The 15,299-nt window shown below is 45.3% G+C and carries 14 protein-coding genes; 9 read left to right on the forward strand and 5 right to left on the reverse strand.

Translation table 11 applies throughout. From position 1 onward, the window contains the following. Positions 1 to 8: 8 nt before the first annotated feature. The gene (locus ACLSU7_RS05390) at positions 9 to 1,016 is read left to right on the forward strand and encodes a malate dehydrogenase (protein ID WP_413294536.1); all 1,008 of its coding nucleotides are present in this window, start codon (positions 9 to 11) and stop codon (positions 1,014 to 1,016) included. A gap of 60 nt (positions 1,017 to 1,076) precedes the next feature. Here the strand turns inward: ACLSU7_RS05390 and ACLSU7_RS05395 are convergent, their stop codons facing one another. Both ACLSU7_RS05395 and ACLSU7_RS05400 read right to left on the reverse strand, forming a co-directional pair. Further along, a complete protein-coding gene (locus ACLSU7_RS05395) occupies positions 1,077 to 1,547 on the reverse strand; it encodes a cupin domain-containing protein (protein ID WP_413294537.1) in 471 nt (156 codons plus the stop codon). A 133-nt stretch (positions 1,548 to 1,680) separates the two neighbouring features. Beyond that, a complete protein-coding gene (locus tag ACLSU7_RS05400; protein ID WP_413294538.1) occupies positions 1,681 to 1,935 on the reverse strand; it encodes a zf-TFIIB domain-containing protein in 255 nt (84 codons plus the stop codon). A gap of 265 nt (positions 1,936 to 2,200) precedes the next feature. Between ACLSU7_RS05400 and ACLSU7_RS05405 the strand changes: the two genes are divergently transcribed. Then, a complete protein-coding gene (locus tag ACLSU7_RS05405) occupies positions 2,201 to 3,628 on the forward strand; it encodes a methyl-accepting chemotaxis protein (RefSeq protein ID WP_413294539.1) in 1,428 nt (475 codons plus the stop codon). A 73-nt stretch (positions 3,629 to 3,701) separates the two neighbouring features. Here ACLSU7_RS05405 and ACLSU7_RS05410 read toward each other — a convergent pair whose 3' ends face one another. Beyond that, positions 3,702 to 4,385: a class I SAM-dependent DNA methyltransferase gene (locus ACLSU7_RS05410; RefSeq protein WP_413294540.1), complete on the reverse strand. Its 684-nt coding sequence runs from the start codon at positions 4,383 to 4,385 to the stop codon at positions 3,702 to 3,704. Between the two features lie 247 nt (positions 4,386 to 4,632). On the opposite strand from ACLSU7_RS05410, the gene ACLSU7_RS05415 reads away from it, so the two are divergent. Then, entirely contained in the window at positions 4,633 to 4,998 is a 366-nt protein-coding gene (locus tag ACLSU7_RS05415) for an STAS/SEC14 domain-containing protein (RefSeq protein WP_413294541.1), read from the forward strand. Positions 4,999 to 5,004: 6 nt separating this feature from the next. Here the strand turns inward: ACLSU7_RS05415 and ACLSU7_RS05420 are convergent, their stop codons facing one another. After that, complete coding sequence (locus tag ACLSU7_RS05420; protein WP_413294542.1) at positions 5,005 to 5,421, reverse strand: DUF1801 domain-containing protein; 417 nt, start codon at positions 5,419 to 5,421, stop codon at positions 5,005 to 5,007. 99 nt (positions 5,422 to 5,520) lie between these two features. Then, positions 5,521 to 5,997, reverse strand: a complete 477-nt coding sequence (locus ACLSU7_RS05425; RefSeq protein WP_413294543.1) for a hypothetical protein — start codon at positions 5,995 to 5,997, stop codon at positions 5,521 to 5,523. A gap of 326 nt (positions 5,998 to 6,323) precedes the next feature. Between ACLSU7_RS05425 and ACLSU7_RS05430 the strand changes: the two genes are divergently transcribed. The 6 genes from ACLSU7_RS05430 to ACLSU7_RS05455 all read left to right on the forward strand — a co-directional run bounded on the left by ACLSU7_RS05430 (position 6,324) and on the right by ACLSU7_RS05455 (position 15,298). Continuing rightward, complete coding sequence (locus tag ACLSU7_RS05430; protein ID WP_413294544.1) at positions 6,324 to 7,595, forward strand: sensor histidine kinase; 1,272 nt, start codon at positions 6,324 to 6,326, stop codon at positions 7,593 to 7,595. A 104-nt stretch (positions 7,596 to 7,699) separates the two neighbouring features. After that, on the forward strand, positions 7,700 to 9,442 hold the full coding sequence (locus tag ACLSU7_RS05435; protein WP_413295370.1) for an alpha/beta hydrolase: 1,743 nt from the start codon (positions 7,700 to 7,702) through the stop codon (positions 9,440 to 9,442). Position 9,443: 1 nt separating this feature from the next. Next, positions 9,444 to 10,547, forward strand: a complete 1,104-nt coding sequence (locus ACLSU7_RS05440; RefSeq protein ID WP_413294545.1) for a DUF6765 family protein — start codon at positions 9,444 to 9,446, stop codon at positions 10,545 to 10,547. 12 nt (positions 10,548 to 10,559) lie between these two features. Continuing rightward, entirely contained in the window at positions 10,560 to 12,245 is a 1,686-nt protein-coding gene (locus ACLSU7_RS05445) for a GMC oxidoreductase (RefSeq protein WP_413294546.1), read from the forward strand. A gap of 168 nt (positions 12,246 to 12,413) precedes the next feature. Beyond that, positions 12,414 to 13,571: a metallophosphoesterase family protein gene (locus ACLSU7_RS05450; protein ID WP_413294547.1), complete on the forward strand. Its 1,158-nt coding sequence runs from the start codon at positions 12,414 to 12,416 to the stop codon at positions 13,569 to 13,571. Between the two features lie 77 nt (positions 13,572 to 13,648). Beyond that, complete coding sequence (locus ACLSU7_RS05455) at positions 13,649 to 15,298, forward strand: hypothetical protein (RefSeq protein WP_413294548.1); 1,650 nt, start codon at positions 13,649 to 13,651, stop codon at positions 15,296 to 15,298. Position 15,299: the final 1 nt, after the last annotated feature.

Consider the following 15,299-nt stretch of genomic DNA (forward strand, 5'->3'; position numbering starts at 1 on the left):
TTCAGACAATGAAAGCTCCAGTACGTGTAGCAGTCACAGGCGCTGCAGGACAAATCGGTTATGCATTATTATTCCGCATCGCTAGCGGTGCCATGCTAGGTGCAGACCAACCCGTTATTCTTCAACTTCTAGAGATCCCAGATGAAAAAGCTCAAAAAGCGCTTAAAGGCGTGATGATGGAGCTTGATGACTGCGCATTCCCTCTATTGCACTCTATGATCGCAACTGGTGATCCAGCTGTGGCATTCAAAGATGCTGACGTTGCTCTTCTTGTGGGCGCTCGTCCTCGTGGCCCGGGTATGGAGCGTAAAGATCTTCTGACTGCAAACGGTCAAATCTTCACAGTTCAAGGTGAAGCTATCGGTAAATACGCAAATCCAAATGTAAAAGTTTTGGTTGTTGGTAACCCAGCAAACACAAACGCTTACATCGCAATGAAATCTGCAATGAAGCACGGTCGCGTAAAAGCGAAAAACTTCACAGCAATGCTTCGTTTGGACCACAACCGCGCATTGTCTCAGCTAGCTACTAAAACTGGTAAACCCGTTGCTTCTTTCAAAAAAGTGGCTGTTTGGGGTAACCACAGCCCGACGATGTACCCAGATGTTCGCTTCGCAACAGCTGATGGTGCAAAAGTTCCTGAGTTGCTAAAACTTGGTACTCCTGAAGGCGACACTTGGAACAAAGACACTTTCATTCCAACAGTAGGTAAACGTGGCGCTGCGATCATCGAAGCTCGTGGTTTGTCTTCTGCAGCTTCTGCAGCCTCTGCAGCGGTTGATCACATGCACGACTGGTGGTTGGGAACGAATGGTGAGTGGGTTACAATGGGTATCCCTTCTGACGGTTCTTACGACATTCCAGAAGGTATCATGTACGGCTTCCCTGTGACTTGCAAAAACGGCGAATACGAGATCGTTAAAGGTCTTGAAATCGACGCTTTCTCTCGCGAGAAAATGAACAACACATTGAAAGAACTGACAGAAGAAAAAGACGCTGTCGCTTCAATGCTGTAATTTGAAATTCAAACTTTGAATTGAAAAAGGGTCTCTTCACGAGACCCTTTTTTTTTATCCTTAACGCTGAGTCAGATCTTTTGATTTACGTGGATCATCTGCGGGATTGATATAAGTAATCCCCCAAGGTCCCATACCATTGATCTGCACAACCGCAGCTTCACCCCGAGCAAAGTGATGAGTCCCCGCCTTCATGCGCGCAAAACTTCCTGGTGGAAGCTTCATCATTTTTGCTTTTGCATCGTCACCCGTGGCCATCCAAAAATTTCCAGAAATCACAGTGACGTTCTCGTCCTGCGGATGGAAATGTGGCGGAATCATGTACTTTGCGGGCATCTGAATGCGCATGCCAAAAGGCCCTGCCACACCCGGATCCCCGTACATCACGGCCACTTTCGCACCTTTAGGTAATGAAGGTGGTGCCTCCACCCACTTCATCTGATCGGGTGTCATCATCACATGATCCGCGTCATCAGCGGCAAAAGAATAAACCGGAATCATCAAGCCAAGAGCAATAAATAATTTAAGCATCTTTCCCCCTAATGAACTCATTGAAGGAGGATTCCAGATGCAAATCAAAGCTTCCTACTAAGGACTGCAAAAAAACTTGAGCGTCCTGATGTGCTTCAACATTCCAGTTCCAAGTCTTGCGCGGACGAAATTTCTAATCAAAGATTTCCTCTAAGAAAGACTTTTTTCGTTTATAAGGTTTGTGGCCATAACTCCCCGAATGGCTTGGATTCGCATAAGTTGGTTGTGCCGGGATTGCCGCCATCTCTTCTTTCTGAGAACGCTCCAAAATTTTATCAAGCTCTCCGCGATCCAACCAGATACCGCGACAATCCGGGCAGTAATCAATCTCGACACCTTTTCGTTCACTCATAACCAGGTCTTTATCTTTGCAATGTGGGCATTTCATAATCCGCCCTCCTTTCGCTGTGAAAGTACGTTAGCAAATTACACTTCATCGAAATAATCGATAATTTTAATCAAGATGTTCGCTTTAAACAATGAGTAGCTAACCTTCCTGACGTCCACTTGGACATCCCGAAAATTCAACCCCCGGTGCATGAACGCAGACGGAATCCACCTCGCTTTTAATGGCGGAAGCTTAAGCTCAGCGGACAGAATGCCGTTGTACGTACCGAAATCAGGCAATGGTATTTTTCGGAAAAAGGCGAGCTATGTTTAAATCTTTGAAATTTAAAATCATCTCCATAAGTCTGCTAGGAGTGTTCGCACTTCTCGTTACGCTATTCACTTACATCATCCCGCTTTACCGCGACTCTGTACGTGAGGGTCTGCAACACGAAGTTAAAGCGGCTGTCGATCTTGCAGGCAGCACGATCGAGCATTATGCAAAACTCGCTGATGACAAAGTCATCTCAGTTGAAGAAGCACAACGCCTGGCCAAAGACACCATTCGTTCCATGCGTTACAATGAAAATGACTATTTTTTTATCTATGATTTTAACAGCATCACTATCGCCCATGGTACAAACCCAGCCTTGGAAGGACAAGACCGCTCAAGTGCCCTAGATCCCAATGGTGTTGCCTATCAAAAAAATATGCTAGCTCTTGCAACGTCCCCAGGCGGAAGTGGTTTCACCGAATACACTTTCCCCAAGGGCAAGGACGGACCTCCGGTTAAAAAATCCGCTTATGTTCGCAGTTATAAGCCCTGGAAATGGTATGTGGGATCTGGTGTTTATCAAGACGTCGTGGATTCCCAGACCCAGGTTTTTGAAGTTCGCATGGTCACCGTGTTTGTGGTCGTAAGCGCTCTAGTCCTGGTGTTGGCACTGGGTTTTAGTTTCAATCTTTCAAAACGTATCAACACTATTGTGTCGTCGCTTTCTAAAAGCAGCGAGGAAGTAGGTCATTCCATCATTGCTGTTTCAGAAGCGGGAAAAAGTCTGGCCGAATCTTCCACGTCAGCAGCAGCTTCCTTGGAGGAAACCGTGGCCTCCTTAGAAGAAGTGACCTCGGTTGTGAACTTAAACTCCGGAAATGCGCAACAAGCTTCCACTCTTTCACAGAGCTCAAGATCGACGGCAGAAACGGGCGAGCAACAGATGAAGGTCTTAGTTGACTCGATGAACGAGATCGCCACTTATTCACATAAGATCGAAGAGATTATCAACGTCATTGACGACATTGCTTTTCAGACGAATCTGTTGGCGTTGAATGCAGCAGTTGAAGCCGCACGCGCCGGCGAACAAGGTAAAGGGTTCGCGGTTGTTGCAGACGCGGTTCGCACCCTTGCGCAAAGAAGTGCCTCTGCTGCAAAAGACATCAGTGGGCTGATTAAAGAGAGTGTGGAAAAAGTAGATGATGGTCAGCGACTGGCTGATAAATCTGGCGAAGTCTTGGTTCACATTCTATCTTCAGTAAAAAAGGTCGCGGATCTTAATGGAGAAATCGCCACTGCGAGTGGAGAACAGACAACGGGTATACATCAGATTTCTCAAGCCATGAATCAATTGGATTCGGTCATTCAATCCAATGCGGCAGCGACAGAAGAAATCTCAGCAAATGTTGTCGACATCGGTTCACGCATGAAAAATGTCGAAAATGATGTCGAGCTGCTTAAAAAACTGGTACACGGTTAAAGATCGACATCTCAATCTTGAACGATGATTCATTAACGAATAGCGCCGCACTCCAGCAGGCGCTATTCTTCGACTATAACTTAACGAAGTGCCAAATCTTTATCATCGGCTGATTCAAATGTCTTTCCCACTTGAGATTTAACTCGGCAAGCTTCTGATCGCCCAACAGATCCTTACTGTTCACCAGCTTAAATCCTGCTTTAGCAGCACAAGTTTCTATTTCATTTTCTGTGTGAGGGAAACTGACCAGATGAATTTCTTGGTCGGAGTTTTTAACTTTGAAATGCGCGCCGATTCCTGCTTGAGTTCTTTGGGGATGAATCTCAGACAAATAAAGATCTCCACCCGTTTTTAAAACTGTTACGCATTGATTAAAAAATGCAGCGAGATCTTGAATATGTTCCAGCATCAGACTTTCCACTACGATATCGAAATCGTGAGCGAGATTTTTTTGCGTGATGAAATCTCCTTCCATGAAATTCACATTTAAAGATGAGATTTTACTGCGAGCCATCGCAAGCATCCCCGGAGAGATATCGATCGCGGTGACTGAGTTGCCAGCCTCGACCCATTTCTTAGTGTGCCTGCCCGTTCCACATCCCACTTCAAGCACCTTCCTGCCAGAATGATGACGCCAGAAATTTGGAAATCCCATTTCGTCCGTCGCGACTGTGGGATTGGGATAACTATCATAGTCAGCCGCCCAAATGTCGTAGCCCTCTTGAACGTTATGTGCATTTTTTCGATTTTCAGACATAGATACTCCTTGTGAGGTCTACCTGACCCGTTAGGAGCATAAATTTGGAGAGCTCAAAAGAACTTTAAGCCCGCAGCGCCACTGCACTTACAAATCTAACAAATACCTTTGCAAATTTCAACCCCGTCTTGATCAATCTCTCTCTGGGCACGAATTGAAGTCGTGCAAAATTGCAAACTTCCAAGGAAAAACCAACCCTTAACCGATTTTTTTGCGATCATGTTTTAACGGATGAAAAGGAGTCAAAATGTTGTCCTATCGCGAAGACCACAATCAGAAATTCATCGAATTTAAAGTATCAGGAAAAGTCACCAGGGAGGAATTCGAAGCCTTCACAGAAAAAATCCAACCACGATTAGAAAAATGGAAAGGCATACGCTTAGTTGAAGTCATCGAGAATCTTGACGGCGTGGAAATTTCCGCGTTGATGAAAGATATCCAGTTTGGTCTGAAAAATTGGAGCCTGTTTAATCGTCTGGAAAAATGTGCGGTAGTCGCTGATCAAAAATGGATTCGCGTGCTTGCTGACTCGATTGATCCCCTGTTTAAACCCGAAATCAAAGTCTTTCAACCTGCACAGCTTGAAGAAGCCAGAGACTGGGTGCTCCACTAGAAGCGCTCAAAAAAGCTTATGCCCATCTGCTTTCGCCGCTTGTCTTAGCCAGCGCTTGAATTGAACTTCGTCAAACTGACCGTCTTCTGGAATATGCAGATAACGAGCATCTGGATCTTTTGATTCAATCGGAGGCGGCGGTTGCAAGGAAGTTCCACGAAGAAATGCGACCTTGATGTATTTCGAAAAGCAATGAAAGGAAAGAAACCAACCTTTCCCCTTAATGCCATAAAATGGAGAATTCCATCTAACGGCTTTTTGAACCTTGGGTATAGTTTGAGTGATGAGTCGATCCAGTTCCCGACCCACTTCTCGTTTCCATCCCGGCATCGCCGTGATATAGGTTTGGACGACCTTATCTCCGTCGCCCTTTTCAATCTGTGGATTACCACCGGAAAGAAGCTTCACTGAATCCTGTCTCATTCTCGACCGCCTTTACGAATAAGGCTAATCAAGGTGAGTGATTCTTCCAAGTTTCAGTTTTCTAATAAAAAAAGGGACCTTTTCGGTCCCTTTTCATTACTATTTGCAGCTCTCGATTTGTTTTTCTTGAGTGCGGATTGGACGCTCTTGGCGCCAGTCAGCTGCTTCGTAAGTATACTGAATGTAGCTTGTTGGGTATTGCAAAGTGCGAACTTCAGATTTCACGCATGTTGGACGTGTTGAATCTTTGCGATCGTATTTCACGCAAACAAGTTGTTGGTAAAATGGAGATACAGAAACTGTTTGAGCTGGGATGTCTTTAACAGTGCGACCTACGCAAACTTTTTTCGGGTAGTGAGAATCTGTGCGATCCCATTTGTATGATTTGCAGAATTCTTGTTTGTGAGCAGGAACGAATACACGGAAAACTTCATTTTTTTCGTCAACGCAAATTTGCTTTGCAGTCACGATACCTTTTTCAGGCACGAATGGGTTTTCAGAACGATTTTGATATTTTTCGCCAGATGCGAATGCAAACATCGGAAGAGCCAAAGCCAAAGCGATAACTAATTTCATAAAGTCTCCTGTTTTTTGAGCTACGCTTAGTACGGAAGGTTTTAGCGGGCAAGAAGAATAGCTTTCTGTTTACTTACTAATTGACAAGATTCAAACAAATCGCCCCCGGATCGCGCACATTGCTTAATAAGCTAAAAATATCTCGGAAACCTTATGCGGCGAGCGGTGTTCTCCTAATGTAAACACGTCCCGCGTCAGGGAAACACTAGACCCCGAGGACTGGAATAAAGTCGAGGGTGTTTATTACATTTGCGTAGTGTCCTACCGTTCATAAGTATTTAGGCCGAGAAGTAAACAAGATAACAGATAGAGACGATCAGGTATGTATGTTCGAACCTAAAGAGACAGCTGAGGAAGCCCAGCAAAAGCGACTGTTTTACTTAAAGATGATTTATTTCGTCAGCTTGGCTATGTCCGCTGTTTATCTCTTTAAATTCAATTTCGAATATCGAGTCTCGGAATACAATACCGGTCTATTTTCCTTTTGGATTGGGACTGCACTTTTACCCCCCATCCTACTTTATCGCTTTAAGAACTATAAAATCGCAGCCTTGTCTTGCGGTCTTTTAGCAACGGCTGTCTTGGTCTATCTTCTTTATCTTTCCGGCGGAGTTGAAGCACCGGGGATCTTTTGGCTTGCCATTGTTCCCTTTGGCTTTGGAGTGCTGCTAAGTACTTCCGGCGCCTTCATTGGGTATACAATTGTCTTTGCCACCATGGTGTGGTTTTGGATTTTAAAGCTTCAGGGCGGCAGTGTGAATATCATAGCAGCCTATGGTGATTATAATTTTGAAAAAAGTTTTAACGTCTGTACCTTTTTGATTTTCGCAGGCATCACGACTCACCTATATTTAAGGGGCGAGCAAAAGTACACCAAACGATTGCAGGAAAAACATTGGGATGTTGAAAACCTTTTGCGCGTGCTTTTGCACGACGTCGCCAACACTTTGTCATCCATGACATACAACCTGATCAAAGCCCGCGAAGATCAAGAGCAAGAAGCGCCCATGGGACAACAGCTGGATAAAATGGAGAGAGCGGTCAGCGACATCAACAACCTTTTACATCAGGTTCGTCACCTCAAATCGGTTAAAGATGGAAAAGCATCCATGCCGTTAAGCCCGATCTCAATTGCAATTGTGCTGAATGAAGTCATGGAGAAATCTGAAACACTAGCGAGTCAAAAAGGCATTAAGATCGCCTTGGATTTAAGCCGCGACAAAATGGTCGTGAACAGTGAAAAAACGATTCTTAATAACGTTGTATTAGCGAACCTTCTTAGCAACGCCGTGAAGTTTTCGTTGCCAGGTGACCGTATTGATTTGCGCGCTTATTCCACCGAGTCTATGGCTGTCATCGAAATCCAAGACTATGGAATCGGCATGCCCGAAAATCTTCTTAACAAGATCTTCCATTTGGATGCCGCCACCACCCGCGAAGGAACTCAGGGTGAAAAAGGAACTGGTTATGGCATGCCCCTGGTTAAAGAATATCTAACGATGATGGGTGGTAGTATCGTCATCACTTCCCAGGAGGAAAACCTCCCCCACCATCCAAGAGGAACAAAGGTCGTCTTAAAAATTCCTCTGACCGTATAGTTTCCTTACAGGCTTGTAGGCAAACAGCACCTTAGTCCTCATTCACTCTTGTTTATTTACTGTAAATTACAATCCTCTTATTCTGACATAAACAAAGGATTGTGATGACTCTTTCTAACACCACTCTCGAATTCACCGAGAGAATGGCTGGCCATTTTATGGCGAAATCATTCGTTCTCTCCACTAGCAACCCTCTAAAAAAATCAGACTTTGAAATCTTGGAAGAGTCGGCATCCCGAGTCCCTTTTGAATTTACCTTAACCATCAAGGTTTCAGATCTAGATACCTTTATCACAGATCCCCACCTGCAAGCTGGAGCTGTAGGCACCATCACAGATTTCGAAATTGAAAAAGGTCTGTTCAATCTCTTCGTGCGACCCGAAGCCAGTTCCGATCGAGACACCGCAAAAGAAATGCATTACACGCTTTTCTTAAAGGACAAACTAGGGAACCCTTGGACTTTCTTTGGGTTTAAAGAAGTGATCAAAGAGGATTCCTTTGAGATGTGGTCGCAGACGACGACTTTGTATTACTATATTTGGGAAGGTCACTCTGACTACAATCCGGGCGAAACCAAGAATGTCACGGGTGTGGGAATTTTACGAATTTCCGTCAGCGACTTTATCAAGCAACTGACGACATTTAAAAGCAATGCCCCCTCTGCTATCGAAGAACAAGAGGCGGTCGCCAAATTCCTCAACGTTTTTGCAAAAAATCTTTGGCAGTCCTATGCTCCGTTCATTTTCACCACCACAACCGCAAGATGGAATGAACATCTTTATCCCATGAACACCACTCAAGGCGTCGCCATGGGCGAAAAAAATCTTTATCCTTTAGACACTCCAGATGGTCTGACAATTTCCGTTCAGCGCTTTAAAGTGACAGAATCCAAGAATGTCGTTCTCTTGCTCCACGGTCTCACGACTTCAACGGACATGTTTATCATGCCCGAGCACCAGAACTTCGTGAACTACCTGCACAGCAATGGATTCACCGACGTGTGGTCTTTGGATTGGCGCGGAAGTGGTCGCTTCACTTATAATCTGGGGCCCCATCGCTACAACCTGGACGATATCGCAAAAAATGACATCCCTACAGCTGTGGAGTACATCCGCCAACAATGTGGAGCCGATACCAAGATTCACGTCGTCTGCCACTGCGTCGGTTCAATTTCGTTTATGGCTTCCTTGGCGGCCGGTCACGTTAAAGGAATTTCCAGTATCGTTTCAAACAGTGTGTCCCTCACTCCCAAAGTTCGCTGGCAGGCATTTATCAAAATGCTTTTTGGGCCAGAACTTTTGGAATATGTGTTTGGATATGCTTACGTCAGTCCACGTATGGCTTACTTTCCGGGACCGGGCTTTGGAAAATGGCTTTACTGGATGGAGCGCGGTATTCGTCATGAATGCAAAGAACCTGCATGCCACCTGGTGAGCTTTATGTGGGGCTGGGGATATCCCGCAGCTTATGTTCATCGAAATATTCACCCGACCACACACCGTCGCTTGGTGGACCTATTTGGTGGCACAAGCTTTCACTATTACCGTCACATCCGAAAAATGCTATTCGCGAAAGCTTCGGTCTCTTTTGATAAGTCAAAAAACTATCTGGAAGAATGTCAAAAGCAAGACATGCCGCCGACGCTTTTCATCAGTGGCGCCGAGAACAATATTTTTCCAGGTTCAAACAAAATGACTTATGAAGCTTTAAAGAAGGGAAAAAATGGCGCCGCTGTCGAGTATCTTGAAGTTCCAGGATATGGACACCAAGACACTTTCATGGGCCAGTACGCGCACATCGAAGTGTTCCCAAAAATTTTAGCATTCCTGAAAAAACAAAAGGCCTAATATGCAAATCGATTTTCACTTGGGAGTTACCTACGTACTAGCTCGCATGAGCGGATTTACTCCTTTTGAAGCCAACACGATCGCTAGCAGTTCACAGTATGTGGATGATGCGGTAAATTCGGGTACAATTTTGTTTCAGAATCATTCAGCCTATGAATTTCGCGCGAGTGCCCACAAGATGCTGGATTATCGAAATTTTAAAGAACTCGCAAACCATCATGTTTGGATTCCCTTTCACTTTATTCCCGGCAATGAAGTTCATGACAACAGCAAGGATCCCTTAGCGCAGAAATTAGTCTGCCGTCCCAACAGCGTGATCGCCCAAGACGTGGTAAAGAGCTGTGTTCAAAACTTTCACAAAGCTTTTGGATATCACCTACTGGGAGTGACCACCCATGCCTTTGTTGACACCTGGGCCCATCAAGGTTTTGCCGGAATCACTCATGAGATCAACAAAGTTTCCGAGATCTATGACGGTGAAGGGGCGTTGGACACCGGCATGATGAACTATCGAAAAAAGTTCTATCGCAGAAATCCCATCCGCAGATTTTATGACTGGGTTCGTTCGTTTTTTGTGGGTGAATACAATCCAATTGGTCACGGCACCGTGCTTTCCTATCCGGACCTTCCCTATTTACGCTGGAGCTATCTGGACTGGCAAGGGCGCACGATTGAACGAAACAATCCAGCTGATTATATGTTGGCAGTGAAACACGTTCTGGAATTTTATCAGGAAGTTCGTGCGCTCAATAACCTGCCTGTCGTAAAAATCTTTGATCAAGATCTTCGCAAAGTGCAGGAGCTGCTTGAAACCATCGATAACGAAGAAGGCGAAGAGCGTCTGGCGAAATGGCGTGAGCACATTCAGTGCGGAAGCTTTCAGTTCGGCACAGACACTTGGAAATATTCTCCCGAAGGTCCCGAAAGCTGGCTTGCCGAAGCCTTTGAGGACTTTGAGCTCAATGACGATTTTGAATTTACCAATGTTCCCTACAAAGACGACTTTCTTAAATCAAACTGGAAGCTCATGCATGATGCATTACTATTCTATCGCTTTACAGTTTTGCATGACGTTTTGCCAAAGTATCAAATTTGTGTCGCGTAAGGATTTATCTGTATGAAGCTTGATTTCGATTATGTGGTGATTGGTTCTGGTTTTGGTGGCTCGGTTATGACTTGTCGTCTGGTGGAAAAAGGATACAACGTCTGCCTTTTAGAACGTGGCCGCCAATGGAAAATGCACGAATTCCCGCGCCGTCCGCATGAAATTCAGGAAAATATGTTCTGGGATCCCGAAGATGGCAAATACGGGTTGATGGAGTTTCGAGACACTCCCGACAGTGACGTCATGACATTGACGGCAAGTGGCCTAGGTGGCGGCAGTTTGATTTATGCCAATGTCTTGTATCGCATGCCCGAAGAGTTTTTCGCGGGCTGGCCCGGTGGAATTACCAGACAGAGACTGGAACCTTACTACGACAAAGTCATCTCGATGATGGAGGCTCGCCCCTATCCCTTTGAAAGCGATCCTTACTATAAAGACACACCAAAAACCACCGCTCTGAAAAACGCTTCCTTGCAAATGCAGCAGAATCCAGCGGCAGTTACTCCGGCAGAGTTTCAATTGCCCCCTTTAGCTGTGCGCTTTGATGGAGAATTCCCTGGTCATCAAACTTTAAACTCACACGGAGCTATTCAATCGAAATGCAACAAGTGTGGAGAATGTGACTTGGGTTGCAATATCCACGCAAAGAACTCGTTGGATTTAAATTACATTTTCCGTGCTCGAAATTTGAAATCCAGTGCGGGTCAATTGGATGTTCGAACCCAGGCGGAAGTCAGCAAAATCGAATTCATTGACGATCACTACAAAATCACTTTTCACGTGCCGCAGTTTCCGGCCCAAGAGATCGTCCTGACAGCCAAGAAAGTCGTTTTGTCTGCGGGCTCCGTGGGCTCCACATCTCTTTTACTAAAAATGAAAAAGAATGGAAGCCTGCCGAAGCTAAATCGTTGGTTAGGTCAGAAATGGTGTGGTAACGGAGATCTGTTGGGAATGGTCTTAAACACCAAAGACGACCTAGATCCCACGAATGGACCTGTTATCACTGGTGCTATTAAATACTCTTTAAAGAATTATTCTGATGGCTTTGCCCACGGAATGTATCTGGAGGATGCAGGCTTTCCCAATGCCATTGCCTGGTATATTTCCGGCAAGGTCCCGCAGATTGCCGGCATCATGGGCGTGCTTTACCTAGCTGGAAGAACTTTGAAAAAATATTTCCGCAAAATTCTGGGTCTGAAAACGAATACTGAAATCAACATCGGTGATGATTTCGCATCCGCCTTGGATCGCGGAGTATTCACGCGCAAGGCGATGGTGCTTTTAGGGATGGGCCGCGATCGTTCAGACGGCGTGGTGTCACTTCAAGACGACGGCCAGACAGTGATCAACTGGAATCTTAAAACCAGTTCGTTGCATTTTGATCGCATGCGCGAAGAAATGAAAAAGGTTGCGCAAAATCTGGGAGGAAAATTCCTGGACAATCCCCTCACTCACTTGGATAAAGTTATTGCCGTTCATCCTTTAGGTGGATGCCCGATGGGTGATACCGAGGAAACAGGCTTGGTAAATACGCGCGGTGAAGTTTTTGGCTACGACGGACTTTACGTCGTGGATGGAAGTATTTTGCCAACATCCACAGGCACAAATCCATCTCTAACGATTGCTGCCATGGCGGAACTAATCGCTGAACAAATTCCCGCCAAGGTAACAACCGAAACATCCGCTATACTTTCATGATCTGACTTTGATCATGTTTATTAACGTTCCTCTTATTCATGTTAGAAGTTCGTTAAAACTGTCGAGAGTTCCAGCAAGAAATTAAACTTAGACCTGAGTCCATTTTACTTACGTCTGAGATTATTAATTTCGCTTAATAAATGGGACCATTGTTACGATACATAGAATATGAAAACGAAAGCCAACAACAAAGTTTTATTCGTTGCGGCCTTTTTTCTCGTTTCTACTTTAGCTGCTTGTTCACCCTCTAACTCCGGTTTCCAAACCTCTACGGCTATGCCGAGCACAGGTTCGGGCACGGACACTGATAACTCACAGTCAATCCCCGATACAGGCGATACAAACTCAACGACGCCTCCAACACCCACTAGTCCAGCCCCTGACGAATCCACTGACAGCGCGAAATCTCTTAAGATCCATGCCTTTTCTGATATGAACATCGACACTGACGGAACGTACTCGAGTGCCACAATCTCAATCGTCAAGTCAATGATCTCCCGTGATCCAGCCGTAATTCTTGGCGTGGGTGATTTCATTGATGGAGAAAAGACAAGTCTTTCTGACAGTACATATGTCAGCATGTGGAACTCTTTTTCCAAAAAAGTGATGGCACCGATGCGGGATGCAAGGATCCCATTCATGGCGACGCCAGGAAATCACGATGCCTATTACAATCAAGAGCGAACGCAATACAGTACGTTCTGGAAAAAGAACAAAGGCAGTGTTGAATTCGTCGACGACGCGAACTTCCCCTTTTATTACTCATTCATCCAGGAAGATGTTTTCTTTATCTCATTAGATGATGCAAACTATTCGAATCTTAAAAATCGTACGACGCAACTTGCCTGGCTGAAAACACAACTGACTTCTGCCCGCGCTAAGGGAGCTCGAGCTCGCGTGGTCTATGGTCACATTCCTCTTTATTCAATTGTTGCGAGCAAGGCGAATAGTTCCACCGTTTACCAAAACGGCGTTCTAACATCAGAACGTCGCACCGCTGGCAGCAATACACTGGAAGCGATCTTGTTGAATAACAATGTTGATCTAGTAATATTCGGTCATTCCCACGGTTTTTATTCCGGTCACTATACGTATCCGGATGGTAAGAAACTGCAGGTTGTTTCGATGCCATGTGCTGGAAGTGCTCCCCGCTATCTAGTTGGCACGAGCACTAAAACTCCGACTGGCTATGTAGAACTAACTATCTCAGAGACGAACAAGCTTACAATCCGGTATTACAATTCATCAGGCACATTGCAAAGCCTGAGCTCCCTTCCAGCCTCCCTCACGCTTGATTCCAAAAATGGGGTTAGGTACGTTCGGTAATCTGGCTTTCAGTATCGTAATTTGGATTTTAAATTTCCCGGTTCTAGTCTTCGTATTCACAATACGGAGACTGAACCATGCTTACAGCTTTAATTACATTAACACTTTTTGGTTCCCACGCTCACAGCTATCTGGATCCTCAGTACGGCTCCCACGCTGTGAAAACATACAGCTTCGATGTTTCAGGAAAAGCTCTTCCGGAAAAATGCTTCATCACGCAAAGACTTCCCGGCCTAGAAAATAAAATCGACAAAGGCGAAGATGCCCTTTGCGCTTACAATCTTTACCCGACCCGCGGTGATCACCCTAATACACAGCAGTTCTATGGCTGCCCCAAAGTTAACAGCACGTCTGTTGCCATAGAGTACTATAAAATCCCCAATGGTATGAGCGAAGAGCAGTTTAGAAAAACCGTGTGCACGCTCTCTCGTCCTGAGAAAAAGAAATTGAAGAACCGCGTAGGTTATCCTGATAAAGAGGCAAAATTCAAATTTGCTTCACCGGGAGTTTCCGTGGGGAGTATTCTGGGTTATTCCCGTCTAAATCAACTTTTTAAAGCAGTCGAAGTCCCCGCGGCGGTTCTTCGCACTGTTGATATCGATACGGTTTTAGATCAGGCATTGGCGGGTCGGTATTTAAGTTTGATGATGGGTAAAACAATCATCAATAGATATTGGCACCAGCAAATCGGATATCTCGTACGTGCCAAGCATGGAGAGACGTCAGTCTTACCTGACTTTTATACGAAGCCTCCTCATGGATTAGGTGTGGTACCTCCCTCCTTTTACAATGTTGGAAAGCGTCGCGGATTATTGGATGGCGCCACGGCTCACTGGACGAATCTGATTCTGACTGAAGATAAACAGCAAGTTTTCGGTGTCTTGGCCGAAAATCCGGGCAATGAAGTAAACTATGGCGAGGTGTCTGGAGTAAAACAGTATCCAGCACGCATAGATCAATTCCGTAAAAGCAGCGTGTACTGGCCCCTTCTTAAAGACTCGCGTCCTATCGCACAAATCTTGGGTAGCAGAGACTTAGGAAAATCTGGGCAGAAACTTCATGGCATGCAGGATACATCGAACATGCTGGTCCTGGATTTCCTTTTAAATCAGGCCGACCGCATCGGGAATGTCGAAGCCAAACGCCGTGTCTTCTTCAAAACGGCTCAAGGCTCCCTGGATGATATTTCAGAGAAAAAATATAAAGAGCTTCGCGCAAAGCCTGCGAACACTTTAACACCGTCTGAAGCAGAAACTTTGAATACGATCAAACAGACCGGCGCCCTTTTGAAAGTCATGCTTTTAAAAGACAATGACGGAGGCTTTGATCTGAATGTCGCACGAAAATATCACCTGATTGCTGACGTCAAAAAATCCTCCGACAGTTATGACAGCTGGAAAAATAATGCTGATCTTTATCTAAATGCGAACATGGTTGTTCGCCACTTCAGCCCAAGAACTTACAAAGGCGTTGTGCAACTTTATGGACAGGTTTTCGGCACTCCGGAAAGTCAGACTGTGATGCAGAACTTCTTTATGAACGATCTGCAGTTCACCCCGGCAGAGTACGGAATCTTTAAACACAATCTGCTAAGTCTTTACCGCGCACTTTATCGTGGCTGCAAAACGGGCGCATTGCATTTGGATCTGGACATCAAGGATTACTTCTCAGCCACTCCGAATCCTGTTCTAACGACAACTCCGGGCGTGTGTGAAGGTCAGTTCTAAA

Source organism: Bdellovibrio sp. HCB185ZH, from assembly GCF_047302455.1.
GTDB lineage: Bacteria > Bdellovibrionota > Bdellovibrionia > Bdellovibrionales > Bdellovibrionaceae > Bdellovibrio.

Bases quoted from the DNA above. Each gene is read 5' to 3' on its own strand.
- ACLSU7_RS05390 (WP_413294536.1), top strand. From the start codon at position 9: ATGAAAGCTCCAGTACGTGTAGCAGTCACAGGCGCTGCAGGACAAATC.
- ACLSU7_RS05395 (WP_413294537.1), bottom strand. From the start codon at position 1,547: ATGCTTAAATTATTTATTGCTCTTGGCTTGATGATTCCGGTTTATTCT.
- ACLSU7_RS05400 (WP_413294538.1), bottom strand. From the start codon at position 1,935: ATGAAATGCCCACATTGCAAAGATAAAGACCTGGTTATGAGTGAACGA.
- ACLSU7_RS05405 (WP_413294539.1), top strand. From the start codon at position 2,201: ATGTTTAAATCTTTGAAATTTAAAATCATCTCCATAAGTCTGCTAGGA.
- ACLSU7_RS05410 (WP_413294540.1), bottom strand. From the start codon at position 4,385: ATGTCTGAAAATCGAAAAAATGCACATAACGTTCAAGAGGGCTACGAC.
- ACLSU7_RS05415 (WP_413294541.1), top strand. From the start codon at position 4,633: ATGTTGTCCTATCGCGAAGACCACAATCAGAAATTCATCGAATTTAAA.
- ACLSU7_RS05420 (WP_413294542.1), bottom strand. From the start codon at position 5,421: ATGAGACAGGATTCAGTGAAGCTTCTTTCCGGTGGTAATCCACAGATT.
- ACLSU7_RS05425 (WP_413294543.1), bottom strand. From the start codon at position 5,997: ATGAAATTAGTTATCGCTTTGGCTTTGGCTCTTCCGATGTTTGCATTC.
- ACLSU7_RS05430 (WP_413294544.1), top strand. From the start codon at position 6,324: ATGTTCGAACCTAAAGAGACAGCTGAGGAAGCCCAGCAAAAGCGACTG.
- ACLSU7_RS05435 (WP_413295370.1), top strand. From the start codon at position 7,700: ATGACTCTTTCTAACACCACTCTCGAATTCACCGAGAGAATGGCTGGC.
- ACLSU7_RS05440 (WP_413294545.1), top strand. From the start codon at position 9,444: ATGCAAATCGATTTTCACTTGGGAGTTACCTACGTACTAGCTCGCATG.
- ACLSU7_RS05445 (WP_413294546.1), top strand. From the start codon at position 10,560: ATGAAGCTTGATTTCGATTATGTGGTGATTGGTTCTGGTTTTGGTGGC.
- ACLSU7_RS05450 (WP_413294547.1), top strand. From the start codon at position 12,414: ATGAAAACGAAAGCCAACAACAAAGTTTTATTCGTTGCGGCCTTTTTT.
- ACLSU7_RS05455 (WP_413294548.1), top strand. From the start codon at position 13,649: ATGCTTACAGCTTTAATTACATTAACACTTTTTGGTTCCCACGCTCAC.